This is a genomic window from Streptomyces sp. NPDC047042 (genome assembly GCF_040644035.1).
GTDB lineage: Bacteria > Actinomycetota > Actinomycetes > Streptomycetales > Streptomycetaceae > Streptomyces.
In genome coordinates this window covers 110755-129020 of sequence record NZ_JBEYVP010000025.1, presented here as the reverse complement: position 1 = coordinate 129020, position 18266 = coordinate 110755, and the positions used below count along the sequence as shown (strand labels likewise).

General features: G+C 71.2%; 11 protein-coding genes. 2 read left to right on the top strand and 9 right to left on the bottom strand.

The features are described 5' to 3' along the window. From ABZ855_RS28390 to eccD, 6 genes are all read right to left on the bottom strand, one after another. Positions 1–1667 (bottom strand): AAWKG family protein (locus ABZ855_RS28390; protein ID WP_360811527.1); only part of this gene is annotated, 1667 nt, incomplete at its 3' end. 49 nt (positions 1668–1716) lie between these two features. Further along, the gene (locus tag ABZ855_RS28385) at positions 1717–2211 is read right to left on the bottom strand and encodes a type VII secretion system-associated protein (RefSeq protein ID WP_360811525.1); all 495 of its coding nucleotides are present in this window, start codon (positions 2209–2211) and stop codon (positions 1717–1719) included. A 127-nt stretch (positions 2212–2338) separates the two neighbouring features. Beyond that, complete coding sequence (locus tag ABZ855_RS28380) at positions 2339–2662, bottom strand: WXG100 family type VII secretion target (RefSeq protein ID WP_360811523.1); 324 nt, start codon at positions 2660–2662, stop codon at positions 2339–2341. 84 nt (positions 2663–2746) lie between these two features. Further along, positions 2747–3088: a WXG100 family type VII secretion target gene (locus ABZ855_RS28375; protein ID WP_319204207.1), complete on the bottom strand. Its 342-nt coding sequence runs from the start codon at positions 3086–3088 to the stop codon at positions 2747–2749. A gap of 75 nt (positions 3089–3163) precedes the next feature. Then, the gene (eccB, locus tag ABZ855_RS28370) at positions 3164–4639 is read right to left on the bottom strand and encodes a type VII secretion protein EccB (protein ID WP_360811521.1); all 1476 of its coding nucleotides are present in this window, start codon (positions 4637–4639) and stop codon (positions 3164–3166) included. Positions 4640–4817: 178 nt separating this feature from the next. Continuing rightward, positions 4818–6218, bottom strand: coding sequence for a type VII secretion integral membrane protein EccD (gene eccD, locus ABZ855_RS28365; RefSeq protein ID WP_360811519.1), 1401 nt, complete (start codon positions 6216–6218; stop codon positions 4818–4820). A 282-nt stretch (positions 6219–6500) separates the two neighbouring features. On the opposite strand from eccD, the gene eccCa reads away from it, so the two are divergent. Beyond that, a complete protein-coding gene (gene eccCa / locus ABZ855_RS28360; protein WP_360811576.1) occupies positions 6501–10487 on the top strand; it encodes a type VII secretion protein EccCa in 3987 nt (1328 codons plus the stop codon). A gap of 554 nt (positions 10488–11041) precedes the next feature. Here eccCa and ABZ855_RS28355 read toward each other — a convergent pair. Next, the gene (locus ABZ855_RS28355; RefSeq protein WP_360811517.1) at positions 11042–12253 is read right to left on the bottom strand and encodes a S8 family serine peptidase; all 1212 of its coding nucleotides are present in this window, start codon (positions 12251–12253) and stop codon (positions 11042–11044) included. Positions 12254–12448: 195 nt separating this feature from the next. On the opposite strand from ABZ855_RS28355, the gene ABZ855_RS28350 reads away from it, so the two are divergent. Then, positions 12449–15772 (top strand): right-handed parallel beta-helix repeat-containing protein, encoded by a 3324-nt coding sequence (locus ABZ855_RS28350; RefSeq protein ID WP_360811515.1) that lies wholly within the window; start codon positions 12449–12451, stop codon positions 15770–15772. 510 nt (positions 15773–16282) lie between these two features. Here ABZ855_RS28350 and ABZ855_RS28345 read toward each other — a convergent pair. Together ABZ855_RS28345 and ABZ855_RS28340 are read right to left on the bottom strand one after the other, a co-directional pair. Beyond that, entirely contained in the window at positions 16283–16825 is a 543-nt protein-coding gene (locus ABZ855_RS28345) for a hypothetical protein (protein WP_360811514.1), read from the bottom strand. Between the two features lie 91 nt (positions 16826–16916). Then, positions 16917–18065: a S8 family serine peptidase gene (locus ABZ855_RS28340; protein ID WP_360811512.1), complete on the bottom strand. Its 1149-nt coding sequence runs from the start codon at positions 18063–18065 to the stop codon at positions 16917–16919. Positions 18066–18266 lie beyond the last annotated feature (201 nt).

Here is an 18266-nt window from a genome sequence, read left to right as displayed (position 1 = left end):
TCGGCGCGGATGCGGTCGGCCTTTGCCTCTGCCTCGGCGGCCTTGGCTTCGGCTTCCTTCTCCTTCGCGTCCTGCTTGGCCTCCTGCTCGGCGCGGATGCGGTCGGCCTTTGCCTCTGCCTCGGCGGCCTTGGCTTCGGCTTCCTTCTCCTTCGCGTCCTGCTTGGCCTCCTGCTCGGCGCGGATCCGGTCGGCCTTTTCCTCCGCTTCCTTCTCCTTGCGTTCGGCCTCCTCCTTCTCCCGCCTGCGCTCCTCCTCGGCCTTGAGCGCCTGTTCCTTCTGCCACTGCATGAACTCTTCTTGCTTCTTCGCCGCGTCCGCCGCGGCCCTGGCGGCGTCTTCCGCCGCCTTGTCCGCCTTCTCCTCGGCGATCTCGGACTTGTCCTCGGTGTATCCGTCCTTCAGCGTGTCACCGGTACGCGACTTGACCGTGCCGAGATCGAATTTCGCGTTGCTCCAGGCGTCGCGCAGTGAATTCAGTGACAGGACCGCCGCTTTCCCCAGCCGGTTCTCGACGGACTGCTGCCAGGAAATGATCGCCTGGTTCCCGATTTTCTCCCAGGTGCTCAGTTCTTTCAGCGGGCCGAAATCCAAGGAACCCCACTCCGACGGCAGATTGTGCCCGGGGTAGAGCTTGGCCTGATTGCTGAAGTTTTTTTCGGCCTCATAGGTCGTGTAGACGGAGTCACCCAGCACTTCGACGTCATAGGTGATCTGCGTTATGTTGTTGTACCAGGTGTAATCAACGATCGCCGCCAGGATATTGTGCAGATGCACCAGGGGGTTGCCGTCTTCCCATTCCCAGCTCGCCCATTCCCGCTGCAGATCTCCGGCGGCCTTCTCGAGGGCCGTCTTGGCGTCCCGGATCTCGTTGCCCTGCTTCGAGTAGTAGGACCCGTTCGGACTCATGTCCTCCGCGTAGTCGGAGTACTGCTTGTTGAGCTTGTCGACGAGATCCCAGAAGACACCCGCCGCCTGACCGCGCCAGGCGTCGTTCTCCTCGGTGCCGAGCCTGCCCTGCCACTCCTCGACCTTCTTCTGCTGGTCCACGAAGAACTTCGCGACCCGGTCGAACGCCCCCGCCACCACGTCGAAGTTCGCCAGGGTGACGGAGTTGGCGTTGTCGACGACCCTGCCGCCCCACTTGAAGGCGTGTGTGCCCTCGGGCCGCCACAGCAGCGCCTCAAGGGCGCGTCCGGAGCCGTAGCTGTACTGGTTCAGCGGGGTGGTGTCCCAGGTGGGCTTCCCGTCCATCCCCAGATGGCCGTCGATGTGGCTGGAGAACGTCCCGCCCTCGATCACACCGCCGGTCAGCTCGCCGTCCTTCTCGGTGTGGTCCCCGAGCAGCGTGATCCGCGCCTTGTGATACGTCACCTCCGACCCCTCCCCGCCGCTCGCGGAGTAGAACGGGATGACGAAGTCGGTGTTGTTTATCTTGTATCCGGCGTTCTCGGCCACCCAGCTGTAGTCCTCCGTGTCCACATAGTCCACGGAGTTCATGGTCGAGATCTCCACCTTCATCAGTGGAATACCCTCGTTGCCGACCAGCGTGTCGAAAAGGATGTCCCTGGCCGGCATGGGGTAGCCGGTGAAAAAACCGATGGCTTCGGCCCACACGTCATTGGCGGCGGTGAGTTCGTTGGTGACTTTGCTGGGGTCGAGCGGCATGGCAGGGGGCCTTTTCCGTCAGGGGGGACGTCAGTCGTTCAGGGGGACGTCAGTCGTTGTTCTCGTCGCTCGAACCGGGGCCCTCGGACAGGATGCTGTCCACGTCCTCGAAGAAGTTCACGAATTTCTTGCCGTCGATCTTGTCCAGGCTCTCGTCCTGGGTCTTGAACATCTTCTCGAGGGTTTCCTTGAGGTCGTCCTCGATCTCGTCGAAGAGCTCCCCCTGGAAGGCGAGGATCGAGGTCAGCTGCTCGATCAGCTCGTTCAGTTTCCCCGCGATGTTTCCGCCGTTGGTCCGGCCCTTGCCGTCCGCCGCCATCGATCCGATCGCGAGCGGCTTCACCTGCCCGTCCCGGAAGCCGACGGCCGTCTTGCCGCCTGCCGCCACGAGGTCCACCACCGCCGGCACGTCCACCCCGTCCACCGGGGAAACGCCGTCCAGGCCGAGCTTCCTGATCTCGTCCCTGAACGGGATGACGTCGTTGTCCAGGAAGTTCTGCAACCACGCCTTGTTCAGATTGACCGTGGGAGTGTTCTCCGCCATGTCCGTACTCCTCCTGCTCCTGCGTCCGTCAGCTCCCGACCCGCGATGAGGGGTACGAGGGGTGGGCCGTCCGCGGGATGCGCACGCGGACGGCCGCCGGGGCGGGCGTGCCGTCGCCCTTCGGTGGTCAGGCGCCGCCGATGCGGACGGTCTCCCACAGCTGCGTCAGCGACTTCTCGCTGTACTGGTAGCTGTCGGACACCTCGGTGAGCAGGGCCGCGTTCTCGCCGAGAATCCGCTCCATCTCGCCGACGGCGCCGTTCCACGCCTCCTGCTTCTTGCCGTACATGTCCTTGTCCTCGCCCTCCCAGGTCTCCTTGAGCTGCTGGAGCTCCGCGTCCAGGTTGGTGAGGATGCTGTCGATCGCCTTGGTCTGCTGGACCATGTCGTCGGCGGCGTTGTTCATGTGGGAGTAGTCGACGTAGATGAGTCCGTCGGTGAAGTCGGGCATGGCTGTCCTTGTCTCGAGGCGGTCGTGTCAGGGGCGGAAGAACGTCGTGGGGAACGTGGTGGGGGAGCGTGGCGGGGAAGCGGCTCAGCCGCGCAGGGCCTCGAAGATCGCCTCGGAGCGGCTGTACGCCTCCTGGATGGCCTGGTTGGACGAACCCTGCTGCAGGCCCTGCGCCTTGAGCGTGTCGTTCAGCGTGTCGATCATGTTCTGCAGGTTGTTCGAGATGATCTCCGCCTGCTGGTCCCACCGCTCCAGGAGCTTCTGGAACGCCCCGCCGTCGCTGCCCGAGTAGCCCGAGGACAGGTTGTGCTTCATGTTCTCGACGTCCTGGCGGCATCGCTGAACACCCGCGAAGGCCTGCTCCAGCGCGGTGACACCGTTGCGTGTCGCATCCGCCTGTGACTGCTGCTTACCTGTAGGTGCCATGGATTTGTGTCTCCTGGGATTCGAGTGGTCCAAGTGAGCCTAGGTGTGGGTCAGTTGATCGAACAATGACGGACATCACCTTTGCCCTTCCGGTCGGTCGATTCGGGCAGTCCCGCAGCGTGGCGCCGTCGTCCCGCTCTCGCCCACCACCGCGGCCTCCGGGCTGAGATCCGGGCCCGTCGGCAGCATCGCCAGCAGCGGCGAGGGCAGTCCGCGTGCCTGGCCCTCCGTGTAACCGAGCGCGGCCAGCGCCTTCGCCGTCCCTACCCGGTACTTCATCCCGGTGTCCGTCACCAGGTAGAGCGTGCCGCCGACCTGGCTCCCGCCCGCCCCGAGGGCCCGCACCAGCGCACCCCCACCTGGCTTCACGGTGATCCGGGCGACCGGCAGACACGCCGGCGTGAGCCCCTCCGGGGGCGCCTGCGCGGCCGGGCCCAGTGCCGCCGCCGTCTCGAGGGCCACACTGATCCGGGGGCCCTCCGCACCGGCCGTGATCCGTACACAGGCGGTCGTGGCCGCGTCGATGCCGACCACCTCCGGGGGCGCCGGAGGCAGGTCCGGGTCCTGGGCCGACTCGCCCGAGCCCGGCGCCAGTCGGCCGTTCAGGGCATCCGCGCCCAGCACCGCGACCTGCGCCGCGCCACCCGCGTACACCTTCTTGCGGGTCTCCGGGTCACCGAGCGCCAGCGCGGCCCCGGTGGCGGTCAGCGGGGTCAGTCCGTCGCGCTCCAGCAGGTAGTACCGCTCGGCCGCGCCCGGCACGGTGACCCGGAACACCTCGCCGATCCGGGTGCCGCGACCGCCCAGCGACGGTCCCGCCGCGCCCTTGTCCGCCACCTGCGGCGGCGCCAGATCCGGGCCGGACGGCAGGGAGTTGAGGAACGCCGCCGACACCTCCGTACGCGGAGTGGAGCCGTAGCCGAGGGCCTCGCGCGCGTTGGACGCGTCGTCCAGGAGCAGTTTGCTGCCCCGCCACACCAGGTAGTCGGCCTCGTCCGGGCCGGTCACCAGCAGTGCCCGCGTGGTGGGCAGGCCGGCCGCGGTGGACTGCGCGCCGACCGCGAGGGTGGTGCCGGTCGAACCGGAGGCGGTGCCCGAACACACCTGCCAGGGGCCGGTGTCCAGGTCGCCGCCGCCGGGCAGCGCGTCGGGGGCGCCCACGATGCCGACCGGCGCCCCGTGCGGGGTGTCGGCGAGCGACGCGGAACCGACCATGGACACCTTCATGTCGGCGCCCATCAGCAGCCGCGCCGAGGCGTAGTTGCGCACCGGCCGCAGCCGGCCGTCCAGGTAGAGATAGCGGGAACCGGTGTCCTTGTTGACCACGAGGGTCCCGCTCGCCTGCCAGGAGTCCTTGGTGCCCGGCTTCAGCAGCCCGAGGACGAACGCCCCGGCCGAGATCAGCACGGCGAGCAGCACCCCGATGACCACTCCCCGGTTGGTCCGGCCCTGCGGGCTCTCCGGGGCGTCCGGGTCCGCCCGCAGCATGCTCGAGGTCAGCCGCCCCATGACGAACATGTGCGCCTGGACCTGATCGCGTCTGGACTGCATGACAGCCTTGGTTCCCTTTCGTTCGGCCGTGCACGGCCGGTGATGGATCGTCGGCCCGGCGTCGGCCGCCGAAGCTGGTCCGCCGGACCCCGCCGCTGAGACCGCCGCTGAGACCGCCGCTGAGACCGCCGGGGCCGCTGAAGGCCCGTCAGCCGATCTCAGCCGTTCTCAGCCGTTCTCAGCCGTTCATGGACCGCAGTGCGCCGTACACGCCGAGCACCCACAGGCCGAGCGGCAGCAGGCCGATCGCCAGGGCCGAGTGGAGCACCTCGCCGATCCGCCCCCAGTACGGCACGAGCCGCCGCCCGGGCACGGTCCACGAGGCGATGGCGAGCCCCGCCGTGGCCGCCAGCAGCCCCGCCGCGCTCACCAGCCGGGTCCCCGGCGCGGACTGCGGTACGGCCACGACGACCAGCGCCAGCAGACCGGCCACACCGGGAATCACCAGCGACAGCCGCTGCCAGACGTTGCCCAGGCCCCGCGCGTGCAGCAGAAGCAGCAGGGACAGCACCACCGCCATGATCGTCTCGGGCAGGTCGTCCTCCCTGGCCAGCACCGCCAGACAGGCCAGGGCGACCACGCCCACCGCCCCGTACAGCGAGGTCATCCAGCCGTCGGCGAGCACGGCACGCGAGGCCACCGTGGCGGTGGGGTGCGGTTCGATGCCCTCCTGCAACTGCTGGGCGTTGGTGGGCAGCGGCGGCATCCGCATCCCCGACATCCGGAACGACAACGACGGCACGAAGGCCCCGAGGACCACGGCCGCGACCGCGAGGACCCCGGCGACATGCACCGGCGGCAGATCCGCCACGAGCATCAGCACCGCCGCCAGCGCCCCGAACACACAGACGACCGTGAGACCGAGGAACAGCGCCGCGTACGAGGCCACGACCGCCAACGCGAGCACCGCGCCGCCCGCCCCGGCCGCGGTCGACGCGAGCAGCCGCGAGCCCAGCACCTCGTACAGCTCCGGGCCCGCGAGCGCCCCGCCCGGCAACAGCCAGCCGGCCAGCGCCAGATACGGCCCGACCATGAGGCCCAGCGCGGCTCCGGCGCCCGCGTCCCCGACCGCCCGGCTCGCCGCGCCGGCGCCCGCGAGCAGCAGCAGCCCGGCCGCCATGGCGAACACCGCGCGGGGTGCCGCCGAGCCGCCCGGCAGTGCGACCAGCAGCAGACCGGCCGCGAGGACGGCGAGGGCGACCCCGAGCAGCAGCCACCGGCTCACCCGGGGGCTCCAGCCGTACGGGCGTTCCTGCATGGTGGTGGCGATGCCGTCCACCAGGTCGTCCAGGTGCACCTCGGGCAGCGCCTCGGTGCGGGGGCGCAGGAAGAGCGTCTCGCCGTCCCTGAGGCCGTACGACTCCAGGGTGCGTTCCTCGTCCAGCGGCTCGCCGCCGAGCCGCTGGAGCACCCAGCCGCCGTGGTCGATCCCGGCTTCCTCGAGATCGTCGCCGCCGTAGCCGAGGACCGCGGGCAGCAGGTCCGCGACGGGCACGTCGGCGGGTACGGCCAGATCCATGGTCTTGGCCGGGGCTCGTACCGTCAGCCGGCACAGCTCCGCCATCTGAGTGTCAGTCATCGGTCTTGCTCACGCTTCTTCGAAGGTGCTTTCCGTGTCCTGGTGGGGGGAAACGCCGGACGACGCTCCACCGAACGTCGCGCCGGACCGGTTCTCTCCGGTTCTCTCTGACGGGATTCGAACTCACGGCGGAGGACCGGTCGTTGGCGTTCGACATGACGATCGTAGTATCAGATGTATCGCGGGCTTCAGCCGCCACCGGGACAACGGCCGGTACAGACCATCCGCCGTCCGGCCTTCGGCGGCGCCCCACAAGTCCTCGTAAGGAGAAGCTCCTTGAGTGTGGTCCTGTTCCGTCGCCCGGCCCGGCGCCGAGGCCCGGAGATGCCCGACGGGGAGCTGAACCTCCAGGAGCCGCCCGCGCTCCCCGAGGTCGTGCCCGACTCATCCGCCGTGTGGACGTACCTCCCCATGGCGATGATGTCCGTGTCCATGATGTTCATGTTCATGCGGCCCGGAATGACCCGGGGCAGCGGCGGATTCATCTATCTCGCCCTCGGTGTCATGGTCGTCGCGTCCGCGGCGATGATCGTCGGCCAGGCGATGCGCCGCAGCAGCGAACGCAAGCAGCGCCTCAAGGGCGAACGGCGCGACTACCTGCGCTACCTCGGCCAGATCCGCCGCAAGGTACGCGGCGCCGTCGTCGACCAGCAGCGCGCCCTGGCCTGGCGGCACCCCGAACCCGCCGCCCTCTCGTCGATGGTGGGCACCACCCGGCTGTGGGAACGCCGCCCCCGGGACGAGGACTTCGGCGAGGTACGGGTCGCGGTCGGCGAACAGAAACTCGGCCTCAAACTCACCCCGACGTCCACCAGCCCCGTCGAGGACCTGGAACCGCTCGCCGCGCACGCCCTGCGCAGCTTCATCCGCGCCTACGCGACCGTGCCCGAGCAGCCCATCGCGATCTATCTGCGGGCCTGGGCCCGGGTGCTGTTCCGGGGCGACGAGGACCGCATCCGCGGTGTGGCCCGCGCCGTCCTCGCCCAACTGGCCACCTTCCACTCGCCGGACGACCTGTGGATCGCCCTGTGCGTGTCCGACGAGCGGCGCGCGGACTGGGAGTGGACCAAGTGGCTCCCGCACGCCCTGCATCCGCACGAGACGGACGGCGCCGGCCCCACCCGGATGACGTTCTCCGCGTTCGGCGAGCTGATGGACTCGCTCGGCGCGGAGTTCGAGGAGCGCCCCCAGTTCGACCCGGACGCCGTACCCGGCCGGGAGGAGCCGTTCACCGTGATCGTCGTGGACGGCGTCACCGTGCCCACCGGCCACCGGCTGGAGGGGCCCGGCTTCCGCAACACCGTCGTACTGGACCTGTCCGGCGCGCTCACCTGGCGGCCCGGCCGGGTCACGCTCCGCTTCGACGTGACCAAGGACACCTTCGGGCTGGTCCGCACCGACCGGGACCGCAAGGAACAGACCACCGTCCTGGGCCGCCCCGACACCCTCGGCGTGGTCGGCGCGACGGGCCTGGCCCGCCGGATCGCCCCCTACCGCATGGGCCTGGGCACCGGCGCGGACGCCGCCGAACCCCTCTCCACGAACCTCGAACTGACGAACCTGCTGGGCATCCCCGACCTGCACCGCCACGACCCCGCCAAGCTGTGGCAGCAGCACACCGGAGCCGCCCGGCTGCGCGTGCCCATCGCCGTCGGCGTCGACGGCCAGCCCGTGGAACTCGACATCAAGGAGTCCGCGCAGGGCGGCACCGGACCGCACGGCATGCTCATCGGCGCCACCGGCTCCGGCAAGAGCGAACTGCTGCGCACCCTCGTCCTGTCCCTCGCCCTCACCAACTCCTCGGAGACCCTGAACTTCGTCCTCGTCGACTTCAAGGGCGGCGCCACCTTCCTCGGCCTCGACGAACTCCCGCACACTTCCGCCGTGATCACCAACCTCGCCGGTGAGGCCGCGCTCGTCTCCCGTATGCAGGACGCCCTGCACGGCGAGTTGATGCGCCGTCAGGAACTCCTGCGGGCCGCGGGCAACTACACCTCCGCGCTCGACTACGAGAAGGCGCGCGCCTCCGGAGTCCCGCTGCAGCCGCTGCCCAGCCTGTTCGTGGTCGTCGACGAGTTCAGCGAACTGCTCGCCGCCCACCGCGAGTTCATGGAACTGTTCGTGATGATCGGCCGCCTCGGCCGCTCCCTCGGCGTCCACCTTCTCCTGGCCTCGCAGCGCCTCGACGAGGGCCGGATGCACGCGCTGGAGAGCCATCTGTCGTACCGGGTCGGTCTGCGGACCTTCTCCGCGATGGAGAGCCGCGGCGTGCTCGGCGTGCCCGACGCCTACCAGCTGCCGCCGCAGCCCGGCAGCGGCTTCCTCAAGTCCGGCGTGGAGGAGCTGACCCGCTTCCGCGCCGCGTACGTCTCCGGCCCGTACGAGAAGCGGGGCGGCGGCGCCCACCAGGTACGGGTGGCCAGCCAGACCGTGCCGTGGACCACCAGCTACGTGGTCCCCCGCCAACTGCCCGCCCCGACCCCGGACCCGGAGACCGGCACGGGCACGGGGGAGGAAACAGGCGACACCCTGCTCTCCGTAGCCGTGGACCGACTGCGCGACGCGGGCCCCCCGGCCCACCAGGTGTGGCTCCCCCCGCTGGATCTGCCGGCCACCCTCGACCAGGTGCTCCCGCCGCTCACCCCGGACCCCGAACTGGGCCTCACCGCCGTCGGCTGGCCCGGCCGGGGCAAACTCACCATCCCCATCGGCATAGTCGACCGCCCCTTCGACCAACTACGCGACCTGCTCACGATCGACGTCTCCGGCGCGGGCGGCCACATCGCCATCGCGGGCGGCCCGCAGAGCGGCAAGTCCACGATGGTCCGCACCCTCCTCACCTCGCTCGCCCTCACCCACACCCCCCGCGAAGTGCAGTTCTACTGCCTGGACTTCGGCGGCGGCACTCTCGCCGGCCTCGCCGGACTGCCCCACATGAGCGGCGTCGCGGCCCGCCTGGACACCGAACGGGTCAGCCGGACAGTCGCCGAGGTCACCTCCCTCCTGGCGGCCAGGGAACGCTTCTTCCTCGACGAGGGCATCGACTCCATGGCGACGTTCCGGCGCCGCCGGGCCGCAGGGGAGTTCCCCGACGAACAGCACGGCGACGTGTTCCTCGTCATCGACGGCTGGTCCACGGTCCGCCAGGACTTCGACCGCTACATCCAGACGTTCGGCTCGATCGCCGCACGCGGCCTCAACTACGGCATCCACCTGATCGTCACCACCGCCCGCTGGGTCGAACTGACCTCGGCCATCCGCGACCAGGCGGCCACCCACCTGGAACTCAGGATGGGCGACCCGATGGACTCCGAGATCGACATGCGGCGCGCCAAGACAGTGCCCCGCATGCCCGGCCGAGGCCTGACCCGCGACACGAAGCTCCACTACCTCACGGCCCTCCCCCGAATAGACGGCGTGGAATCGGCGGAGGACCTGACGGACGGCGTAGCCGAACTCGTAGCAGCGGTCAGGGAGAGCTGGCCCGGCCCGGCCGCCCCCGCCGTCCGCATGCTCCCCGCCAAACTCCCGGTCTCGGCCCTCCCCGCCCCCGAGGCGCCGGCGGGCGGCTTCCGGATGCCGATCGGCCTGGAGGAGCAGGAACTCTCCACGGTCTGGCACGACTTCACCGAGACCCCGCACATGATCGTCGTCGGCGACACGGAGAGCGGCAAGACCAACCTGCTGCGGGTGGCGGCGCAGGCCATCATGGACCGCTACTCGCCGGCCGAGGCCCGCATCATGGTCGTCGACTACCGGCGCGAACTGGTCGAGGCGGTCCCCGACGAGTACCGCCTCGGCCACGCGGTCTCCATCGACGCCCTGAAGGACCTGGTCTCGGGCGCGGCCCGCGCGGTCACGTCCCGACTGCCCGGCCCCGACATCACCCCGTCCCGGATGCGCAAGGCCGACTGGTGGAACGGCCCCCGCCTGTTCATCCTGGTAGACGACTACGACATGGTCGGCACGGGCCCGATGAACGCCCCCTTCGAACCGCTCCTGTCCCACCTGGCCCTCGGCTGGGAGGTGGGCGTCCACGTGATCGTCTCCCGCTCGGCAGCGGGCGCGGGCAGAGGAGTGGGCGAGGCCCTGCTCCGCCGCCTACTGGAGGTCAACACCCCGACCCTGCTCCTGTCCTGCCCCCCGTCGGAGGGCTTCATCATCGGCTCCCTGAAGGGCCGAAACCTCCCGCCGGGCAGGGGGACCCTGATAACGCGGCGGAAGACGACTCAGGTGCAGACTTCGGTGCTGGAGGACGTGGGGGAGTGAAGTGGAGTGGAGGGGGCACATCCCCGGGCCCGTCTCGGGCCGGGCGGCACCTCTCCGGACTGGGCGGTGCCTCTCCGGGCTGTGCGGCAACTTTCCGGGCTGGGCGGCATCTCTGCGGGCCGGGCGGTGCCTCTCCGGGCTGTGCGGCAACTTTCCGGGCTGGGCGGTACCTCTCCGGGCCGGGCGACGCCTGTCCAGGGCGGGACCTTCCGGGCTGGGCGGTGCCTCTGCGGGCTGTGCGGCAACTTTCCGGGCTGGGCGGTACCTTTCCGGGCCGGGCGGTACCTCTCCGGGCTGTGCGGCAACTTTCCGGGCCGGGCGACGCCTGTCCAGGGCGGGACCTTCCGGGCTGGGCGGGACCTTTTCCGGGCCGGGCAGTGCCCCTTCAGCGTCGGCCGCACCCCCAGCCCATCCGGCGCACCTTTTCAGCGCCGGCCCGCATCTCCAGCCCGTCCGGCGTTTGAGGACAAGGCCCGTTCAGGGCCGTAGGGGGGTCTGGGGGCGCAGCCCCCAGGGACAGGATGGGACGGGTAGGGGCGGCGGGGGCGAAAACCTCACCCCGCAGGCCGCCACCCCCGCGCCCGCCCCCGAGGAACCACCACCGCAAGCCCGGCGACCAGCAACAACACCCCCGCCCCCACCCCCGCCACAACCAACGCCCGCTCCCGAGGCTCCGCCGACACCGCAGCCGGAACCACGGCCTTCGCGGCCCGGGGTGCGGCCCCCGGCCCCTCCGCCAGCACAGCGGTAAGCGCCGCGTACGGATCCAGCCGAGGCGGCGCAGCCGGATACGCGGCCTCGGTCAACTGCCGGGACACCTCCACCGCCGACATCTCCGGATGCCGCGCCCGCACCAACGCCGCCGCCCCCGCGACGTGCGCCGCCGCGAGCGAGGCACCGGACCCGATGAAGTCCCCCGTCCCCCGGGCCCCGAGCCCGACCACGGAATCCCCGGGCGCGGCAAGATCGGCACCAGCAACCACCGGCGCGTTGTCAGGACGGCCCCCGTCAGGGCCGTAGTCGCTCACGGCCAGCACTCCGGGCACCGCAGCAGGCCAGTACCAGGGCTGCGGCCGCACCAACTCCCCGGTCGCCCGGTCCTTCGGCAGGGCGTCCGGGGCGAGCGGCGCGACAACAAGGGCGTCCTTGCGGCTCGCGTACTCGACCGCCTCCGTCAGCTGCTCCTTGCCGGAAGCGAGCGCCACCGAGACGTAGATCACGGAGACGCCCGCGTCGGCGGCAGCCCGTATGCCGTCGGCGACCCGCGCCACCGAACCGTTCCCGCGCTCGTCCGTGCCCCGAACGGCCAGGATCCGGGCCTGCGGCGCGAGTCCGGCAGGCCCTCCCCCCGCTTCCCCGGCCCCGGCGATCAGACCGGCGGCGAACGTCCCGTGCCCCACACAGTCCACCCCCGCACCCGCGAGCGCGGTGACCCGCCCGGACAGCCCGGAGACGGCCGTGCTCACCCCGGTGTCCACCACGGCGACGGTGACCCCGGCACCCTGAGAGAGCGTCAGGGAACGGGTGTGCCCCAGCGCGGCCAGCGCCCACGGCAGACCACTGGCGTGCTCGGCGGAGGCCGGCGTACAGGGCTCGTCGGCCGCCAGAGAGGACCGTACGGCGGGCAGCTTCACGGAGTCGGCGGCCGCGGGAACGGCGGCCGACAGGACCACGAGCTGGGCCACGAGCTGGGCCACGAGCAGAGGTGCGAGCAGGGGTGCGACAACCGCCGCCCCCCGGGAGCGCAGAGTACGAGCAGCACGCATCCCGCGATCCTAGGCGCCGCGGACGAGAGCGAAACGCACGGGGTCGGAACACGTCGGCACGCGAACTCCCCTGCCTCTCCTGGAAGATGGCGCCCCCGGTCCCGTAGCCTTCACCGCGTGCGCACGCCCGTACGAAACGAACATCCCGGAAGGGAACCGCTCGGCGGGCCGCACCACAACGAGGAGGATCGACGCGTGTCACGGCAGTTGCTCAGGGTCAGCCCGGACCAACCGGACAGCTTCCGGCCGGACAGCTTCCGGACGATCGGTGAGGCCCTGGAGAAGGCACGCACCGGAGCGGTGATCCGGGTCCAGCCCGGCCGCTACGCCGAGAACCTCACCGTCCGCACCCGCGTCACGATCGTCGCCGACGGCGACCCGGGCAGCGTCGAGATCTGCCCGCGCCGCGGCTCCGCGGTCGTCCTGGTCGCCGACGCCGTGATGCTCACCGACCTCACCCTGCGCGGCGGCAGCGAGGACCTCCCGGTGGTCGACGCGCCGCGCGGCCAGGCCGCCATGGACGGCTGCGTGATCGTCGGCTCGGGCTGGACCGCCGTACTGGCCCGCGAATCCGGCTCCCTGGCCATGCGCGACTGCCGGGTCAGCAACCCGAAGGGCGCCGGAGTCGTGGACGCCGCGTCCACCGGCAGCGTCATCGAGGGCTGCCTCGTCGAGAACACCGGCACGTCCTCCGTCGTCATCGGCGAGGACGCCCGGACGACTGTAAGGGACTGCCGGCTGCGGGACGCCCGCGCCAACGGCGTACTGGCCAGCGGGACCGCGCAGGGACTGGTCGAGGACTGCGACATCTCCGCCACCGACAAGCCCGCCATCGCCCTGGAGGGCAGCAGCGGCACCCGGATCGTCCGCACCACCGTGCACGACACATCGGTCGGCGTCTACATCACCAGCAGTTCCCGCCCGGTGCTCGAACAGGTCACCGTTCTCGACACCTCCGGCCCCGGCATCATGCTCGCCGACAGCGCCGACCCCGAACTGGTGAGCTGCCGCACCGCACGGACCAAGGGCAGCGGGCTCGCCGTCACCGAACGCTCCCGGGGCACCTTCCGGGACTGCGAGTTCGACCAGGCCGCCGGCCCCGCCATCCGCGTGATCGGCTCCAGCGCGCCCACCCTCACCGGTACCGCCGTGCGCGACTGCGCCGACAAGAACTGCGCCGTACTCCTCGAGGACGAGTCCTCCCCGGAGTTCGACGGCCTGGTGGTCTCGGACGCGACCGCCGTCGGCATCCGGATCCGGGCCGGCGCCAACCCGCTGGTGCTCCGCGCCCGGATCAGCGACCCCGGCGGCCACGGCATCGAGATCATCGAGGACGGACGCGGGCGCCTCGAACACTGCGAGATCGACCGGGCGGGCGGCGCCGCCCTCCGGATCGCCGGGGGCGGCAGGCCGGAGGTACGCGACACGGTCATGCGCGAAGCCGCCGAGGCCGGCGTGTCCGTCGGCGCGGAGGGCATGGGCACCCTCCGGGACTGCTCGGTGCAGTCCGGCCGTGCGTCCGGCCTCGCCATCGAGAACGGCGGCGAACTGAGCGTCCTGCGCACCCACGTCACGGACTGCGGCGCACACGGCGTACTGGTGTCGAACGGCGCCCGGGCCGCCCTCACCGCCTGCCAGATCACCGGCAGCGTCGGCGACGGCATCCGCGTCGACAGCTCCGAGCCGGTCACCGTGACCGGCTGCACCGTACGCGACAACCGAGGCGCCGGCCTCAAGCAGTCCCGCGCGAGCGAACGGCTCACCGTCGAGGACCTGAGCAGCGCGGGCAACGCGGCCCAGGACGCCTGGGGCGACACCCTTCCCCCGGATGCCGCAGCACCCTCGACGGCCGGCGAGAACGGAAACACCTCCCCCCAAGGCCCCCTGGCGGAACTCGAATCCCTGGTCGGCCTCGCCGACGTGAAGCACCAGGTGCGGACCCTCGTCAACCTCAACCAGCTCTCCCAGCGCCGCGCCCAACTCGGCATGCCCGTACCGCCGATGAGCCGCCACCTCGTCTTCTCGGGCCCGCCCGGCACCGGCAAGACCACCGTGGCCCGCCTCTACGGCGGCATCCTCGCGGAACTGGGCGTCCTGCGCTCCGGACACCTGGTCGAGGTCTCCCGCGCCGACCTCGTCGCCCAGGTCATCGGCGGTACGGCGATCAAGACCATGGAGGCGTTCAACGACGCCCTCGGCGGTGTGCTGTTCGTCGACGAGGCGTACACCCTTATGTCCGACAGCAAGGGCTCCGGCGCCGACTTCGGGCGGGAGGCGATCGACACCCTGCTGAAACTGATGGAGGACCACCGGGACGAGGTCGTCGTCATCGCCGCCGGCTACACGGACGAGATGGGCGCCTTCCTCTCCTCCAACCCGGGGCTCGCCTCCCGCTTCACCCGGACCGTGGAGTTCGCCAACTACTCGGTCCCCGAGCTGGTGACCATCACCGAGAACATGTGCGCGGGCCACCGCTACGAGCTGGACCCCAGCACCCTGGACGCCCTCGCCCGGCACTACGAACGGATGCCGCGCGACGCCACGTTCGGCAACGGCCGCGCCGCCCGCAAGGTGTTCGAGGAGATGATCGACCGCCAGGCACACCGTCTCAGCGCGATGCCGAACCCGGCCGAGAGCGATCTGACCCTGCTCCTGCCGGAGGACGTGGCCGACACCTCGGCAGCCGCTTCCGAAGGCGGCCCGGCCGCGGAGGATCTCCTCGCCGAACTGCACGCCATGGTGGGCCTGAGCGCGGTCAAGAACGAGGTCACAGCCCTGGTCAACCTGCTCACGGCAACCCGCCAACGCCAGGCCGCCGGCCTGCCGACCCCCAAGATCAGCCAGCACCTGATCTTCTCCGGGCCACCCGGCACCGGCAAGACCACCGTCGCCCGCCTCTACGCCGACCTGCTGCGCTCCCTCGGCGTCCTGCCCAAGGGCCAGCTGGTCGAGGTGGCCCGGGCCGACCTGGTGGGCCGGTACGTGGGCCACACGGCGCAGCTCACCAAGGACGCGTTCGAACAGGCGCTGGGCGGTGTGCTGTTCATCGACGAGGCGTACACCCTCACGCCGGAGGGCGCCACCTCCGACTTCGGCCGCGAAGCCGTCGACACCCTGCTGAAGCTGATGGAGGACCACCGGGACGAGGTCGTCGTCATCGCCGCGGGCTACACCCACGAGATGACCCGCTTCCTGGCCTCGAACCCGGGCCTGGCCTCCCGCTTCTCCAGGACCGTGGAGTTCGAGAACTACACCACCGACGAACTCCTCGACATCCTCGCCCGCACGGCCACCGGCTACGGCTACGACTGCACCCCCGAAGCCCTCACTGAACTCCGCACCTACGTGGACGCCCTACCCCGAGACCGCTCCTTCGGCAACGCCCGCACGGCCCGCCAGATCCTGGAAACGATGATGACCCGCCAGGCGGGCCGCATAGGCGCCCTCCAGGCCCCGGGCCTGGACGACCTCCGCATGCTCCTCCCGGAGGACCTGCCGAACGCCCCGGCCGCCCGGTAGTCAAGCGCCCCCATTGGGGTTTGCCGCCTCGCAGGCCGGGTGCCGCGCCCCTGGGTCAGCAGCCCGACGCGTACACGAAAAGGCACACCAGGCGCCGGGTGTCACGGCGAAGGGGCGGCGATGCCCTGCATGGTGAGCAGGCCGAGAGGAGTTCGGCCCGAGAGCCTGCCCGCTCAGCTCCTCGGGCGTCAGCGACACCAGGCGTTCCTGGAGCAGCGGGCTCGCCGAGCAGCCGACCGAGCGAGTGCGACGGCGGCCACCGCGACCGGCAGCGACGGGTGCGGGGGCTGGTAGCCCTGAGGCCGGGCCCTCGGCGCGGCCGGTCGCCACCTCGAGGTCCTGCTCGGCGTCCCCTGATCACCCGGCTCCGCGCCGGACACCGTCGCACGGACGCCGCCCGACACGCTGTCGCCGCCCAGCGCCAGGACCGACCGGCGGGCCCCGACCCGCACCGACCGGTGGCGAGCGCGGCCGAAGGCGCGATCCCGGTCAGCCCCGGTGACGACCGCGCTACGCGGTGATGTCCGCGGTGATGAGGGCCTTGACCTTCGACGGCAGGTCCTTCGAGTTGTCGGACGCCGTGATGGACGCGATGCCGGGGTGGCTCGAGGCGGCGCCCACGAGGGCGAACCGCTGGTGCGGATTGGCGGCGGCCGCGGCCTCGGTGGCGGGCTTCATGCCGCTGCCGACGGCGATGATCACCCCGCAGCGCTGCTGCACGGCGCCGTTGATGTACGGGAGCGCCGCCTTGGCGTCGATGGTGGGCGTCGGAAACCGCTGGGCGTTGACGTGGCCGGTCCCGGCCGCCTCCTGCATGCCCTGCCAGGTGCTCCGGGAGAGTTGGGCGTCGGTCGCGCCGGCGGGTGAGACGAGCAGGCAGGCTCGGAAGTTGCGCGAGACGTTGTCGGCCCGGGGGCGGGGCGTTCCGTTGTCCGTCACCAGGAACACAGTGAGCGTCACAGCGAGGGCGGCGGCGACGGCGATGGCGCCACCGGCGAGAGCCGGGTGTCTGCGGGCACCGCCGAGGAGGCTTTCGATGGTCGGTACCTGCATGGCGATCCTCGCTGCGGGTCGGTGGCGGCTGGTGGGCGGCGGGTCTGGTTGGTGAAGGAGCTGGTCGGTGACGGAGCTGGTCGGTGCGATGTCAGGACGCGGAGCGGCGGCGTCGCCGGAACACCGCGAAGCCTCCCGTGGCGACCGCGGCGGTTCCGGCCGCGATACCGCCGGCGGCCCAGGGCGTGGCCCCGCTCCGGGTGGCGGGCTTCGCCGCCGGGGGGCCGGCGGTGAGGAGCGGGTTGGTCCGGGCGGGCGGTGCCGACGCCCGCAGGGCCTTCAGCGGGTTGATGAGGCCGTAGCCGAGGCGGTCGTCGTGGCCGTGTGCGCCGGGCGCGCCCGGCGGCCGGTCCGCGGTGCCGATGAGCCGGGCGATGATCTGGCCCGCGCTCTCCGAGGGAAACGCGGCGCGCAGCAGTGCCGCGGTGGCGGAAACGTAAGGAGCGGAATAGCTGGTTCCGTCGGCGGTGAGGTAGCCGCCGCTGTTCTTCGTGGAATAGATGCCGTCGGCGGGAGCGGCCACGGAAATGTAGGAGCCTGATTCGCTGAGCGGCCAGAATGAGCCGTCCCGGGTCGTGCCGGATACGGCGACAACTCCGGGAAACCCGGCCGGATAGGTGATCTGGTTCCCGGCCCGGCCGTTGTTGCCCGCGGCGGCCACTACGACGATGTCGTGCGCGACGGCGTAGGCGACGGCGTCGCGGAGTTGCGGGTCGGCCACCTGGGTCGTCATCGAGATGTTGATGACCCCGGCCCCGTGCCGGGCGGCGTAGACGATGCCCTGGGCCAGGGCGAGGGGGTCCGAGGTGCCGTCACCGCTGATCCGGACGGGCAGGATGACCGATGCGGGGGCCAGCCCGACCATGCCGTGGGGGGCGGTGCCGGTCGCCGCGACGACTCCGGCGACCGAGGTGCCGTGCGAGTCGGCGGCGATGTCGATCCGGCCGTCGGCCGCCTGGTGGGTGATGTCCGTACCGGGCAGGACCCGGCCCGCGAGGTCGGGGTGACGGGCGCTGACGCCGCTGTCGACCACCGCCACGGTGACACCGGCTCCACGGCTGAGCCGCCAGACCTTCACGGCGTCGAAGTGCTGTGCGTCCAGCGGCCATTCGGTGCCGAGTGGCACCGGACCGGTTACCGGCGCGGCGGCGGCGCTGGTGACGGACAGGGCGAGCAGCGCCGGCGGTGTGAGCAGCGCGGACAGTGCGAGCAGCAGCGTGGGCAGGGCGGCGCGGGTCAACGCCCGTAGGACACCGGCCCGTTGAGGTCCCGTACGTACCCGTCGTGGTCCCATGCGCGCCGACCGCCCCCGTTCGATGTGCCACCCCGGTCTCCCCGCCGGGGCACACAGCTTCTCCTGTGAACGGTCCGCTGCTTCCGATGCACCGGCAAAGAGATGCTCGCCGACTGGTCAATTCCGCGCGGGAGTTGAGGAAATTCG

Bases quoted from the DNA above. Each gene is read 5' to 3' on its own strand.
- eccD (WP_360811519.1), bottom strand. From the start codon at position 6,218: ATGACTGACACTCAGATGGCGGAGCTGTGCCGGCTGACGGTACGAGCC.
- ABZ855_RS28375 (WP_319204207.1), bottom strand. From the start codon at position 3,088: ATGGCACCTACAGGTAAGCAGCAGTCACAGGCGGATGCGACACGCAAC.
- ABZ855_RS28355 (WP_360811517.1), bottom strand. From the start codon at position 12,253: ATGCGTGCTGCTCGTACTCTGCGCTCCCGGGGGGCGGCGGTTGTCGCA.
- ABZ855_RS28345 (WP_360811514.1), bottom strand. From the start codon at position 16,825: ATGCAGGTACCGACCATCGAAAGCCTCCTCGGCGGTGCCCGCAGACAC.
- ABZ855_RS28380 (WP_360811523.1), bottom strand. From the start codon at position 2,662: ATGCCCGACTTCACCGACGGACTCATCTACGTCGACTACTCCCACATG.
- eccB (WP_360811521.1), bottom strand. From the start codon at position 4,639: ATGCAGTCCAGACGCGATCAGGTCCAGGCGCACATGTTCGTCATGGGG.
- ABZ855_RS28385 (WP_360811525.1), bottom strand. From the start codon at position 2,211: ATGGCGGAGAACACTCCCACGGTCAATCTGAACAAGGCGTGGTTGCAG.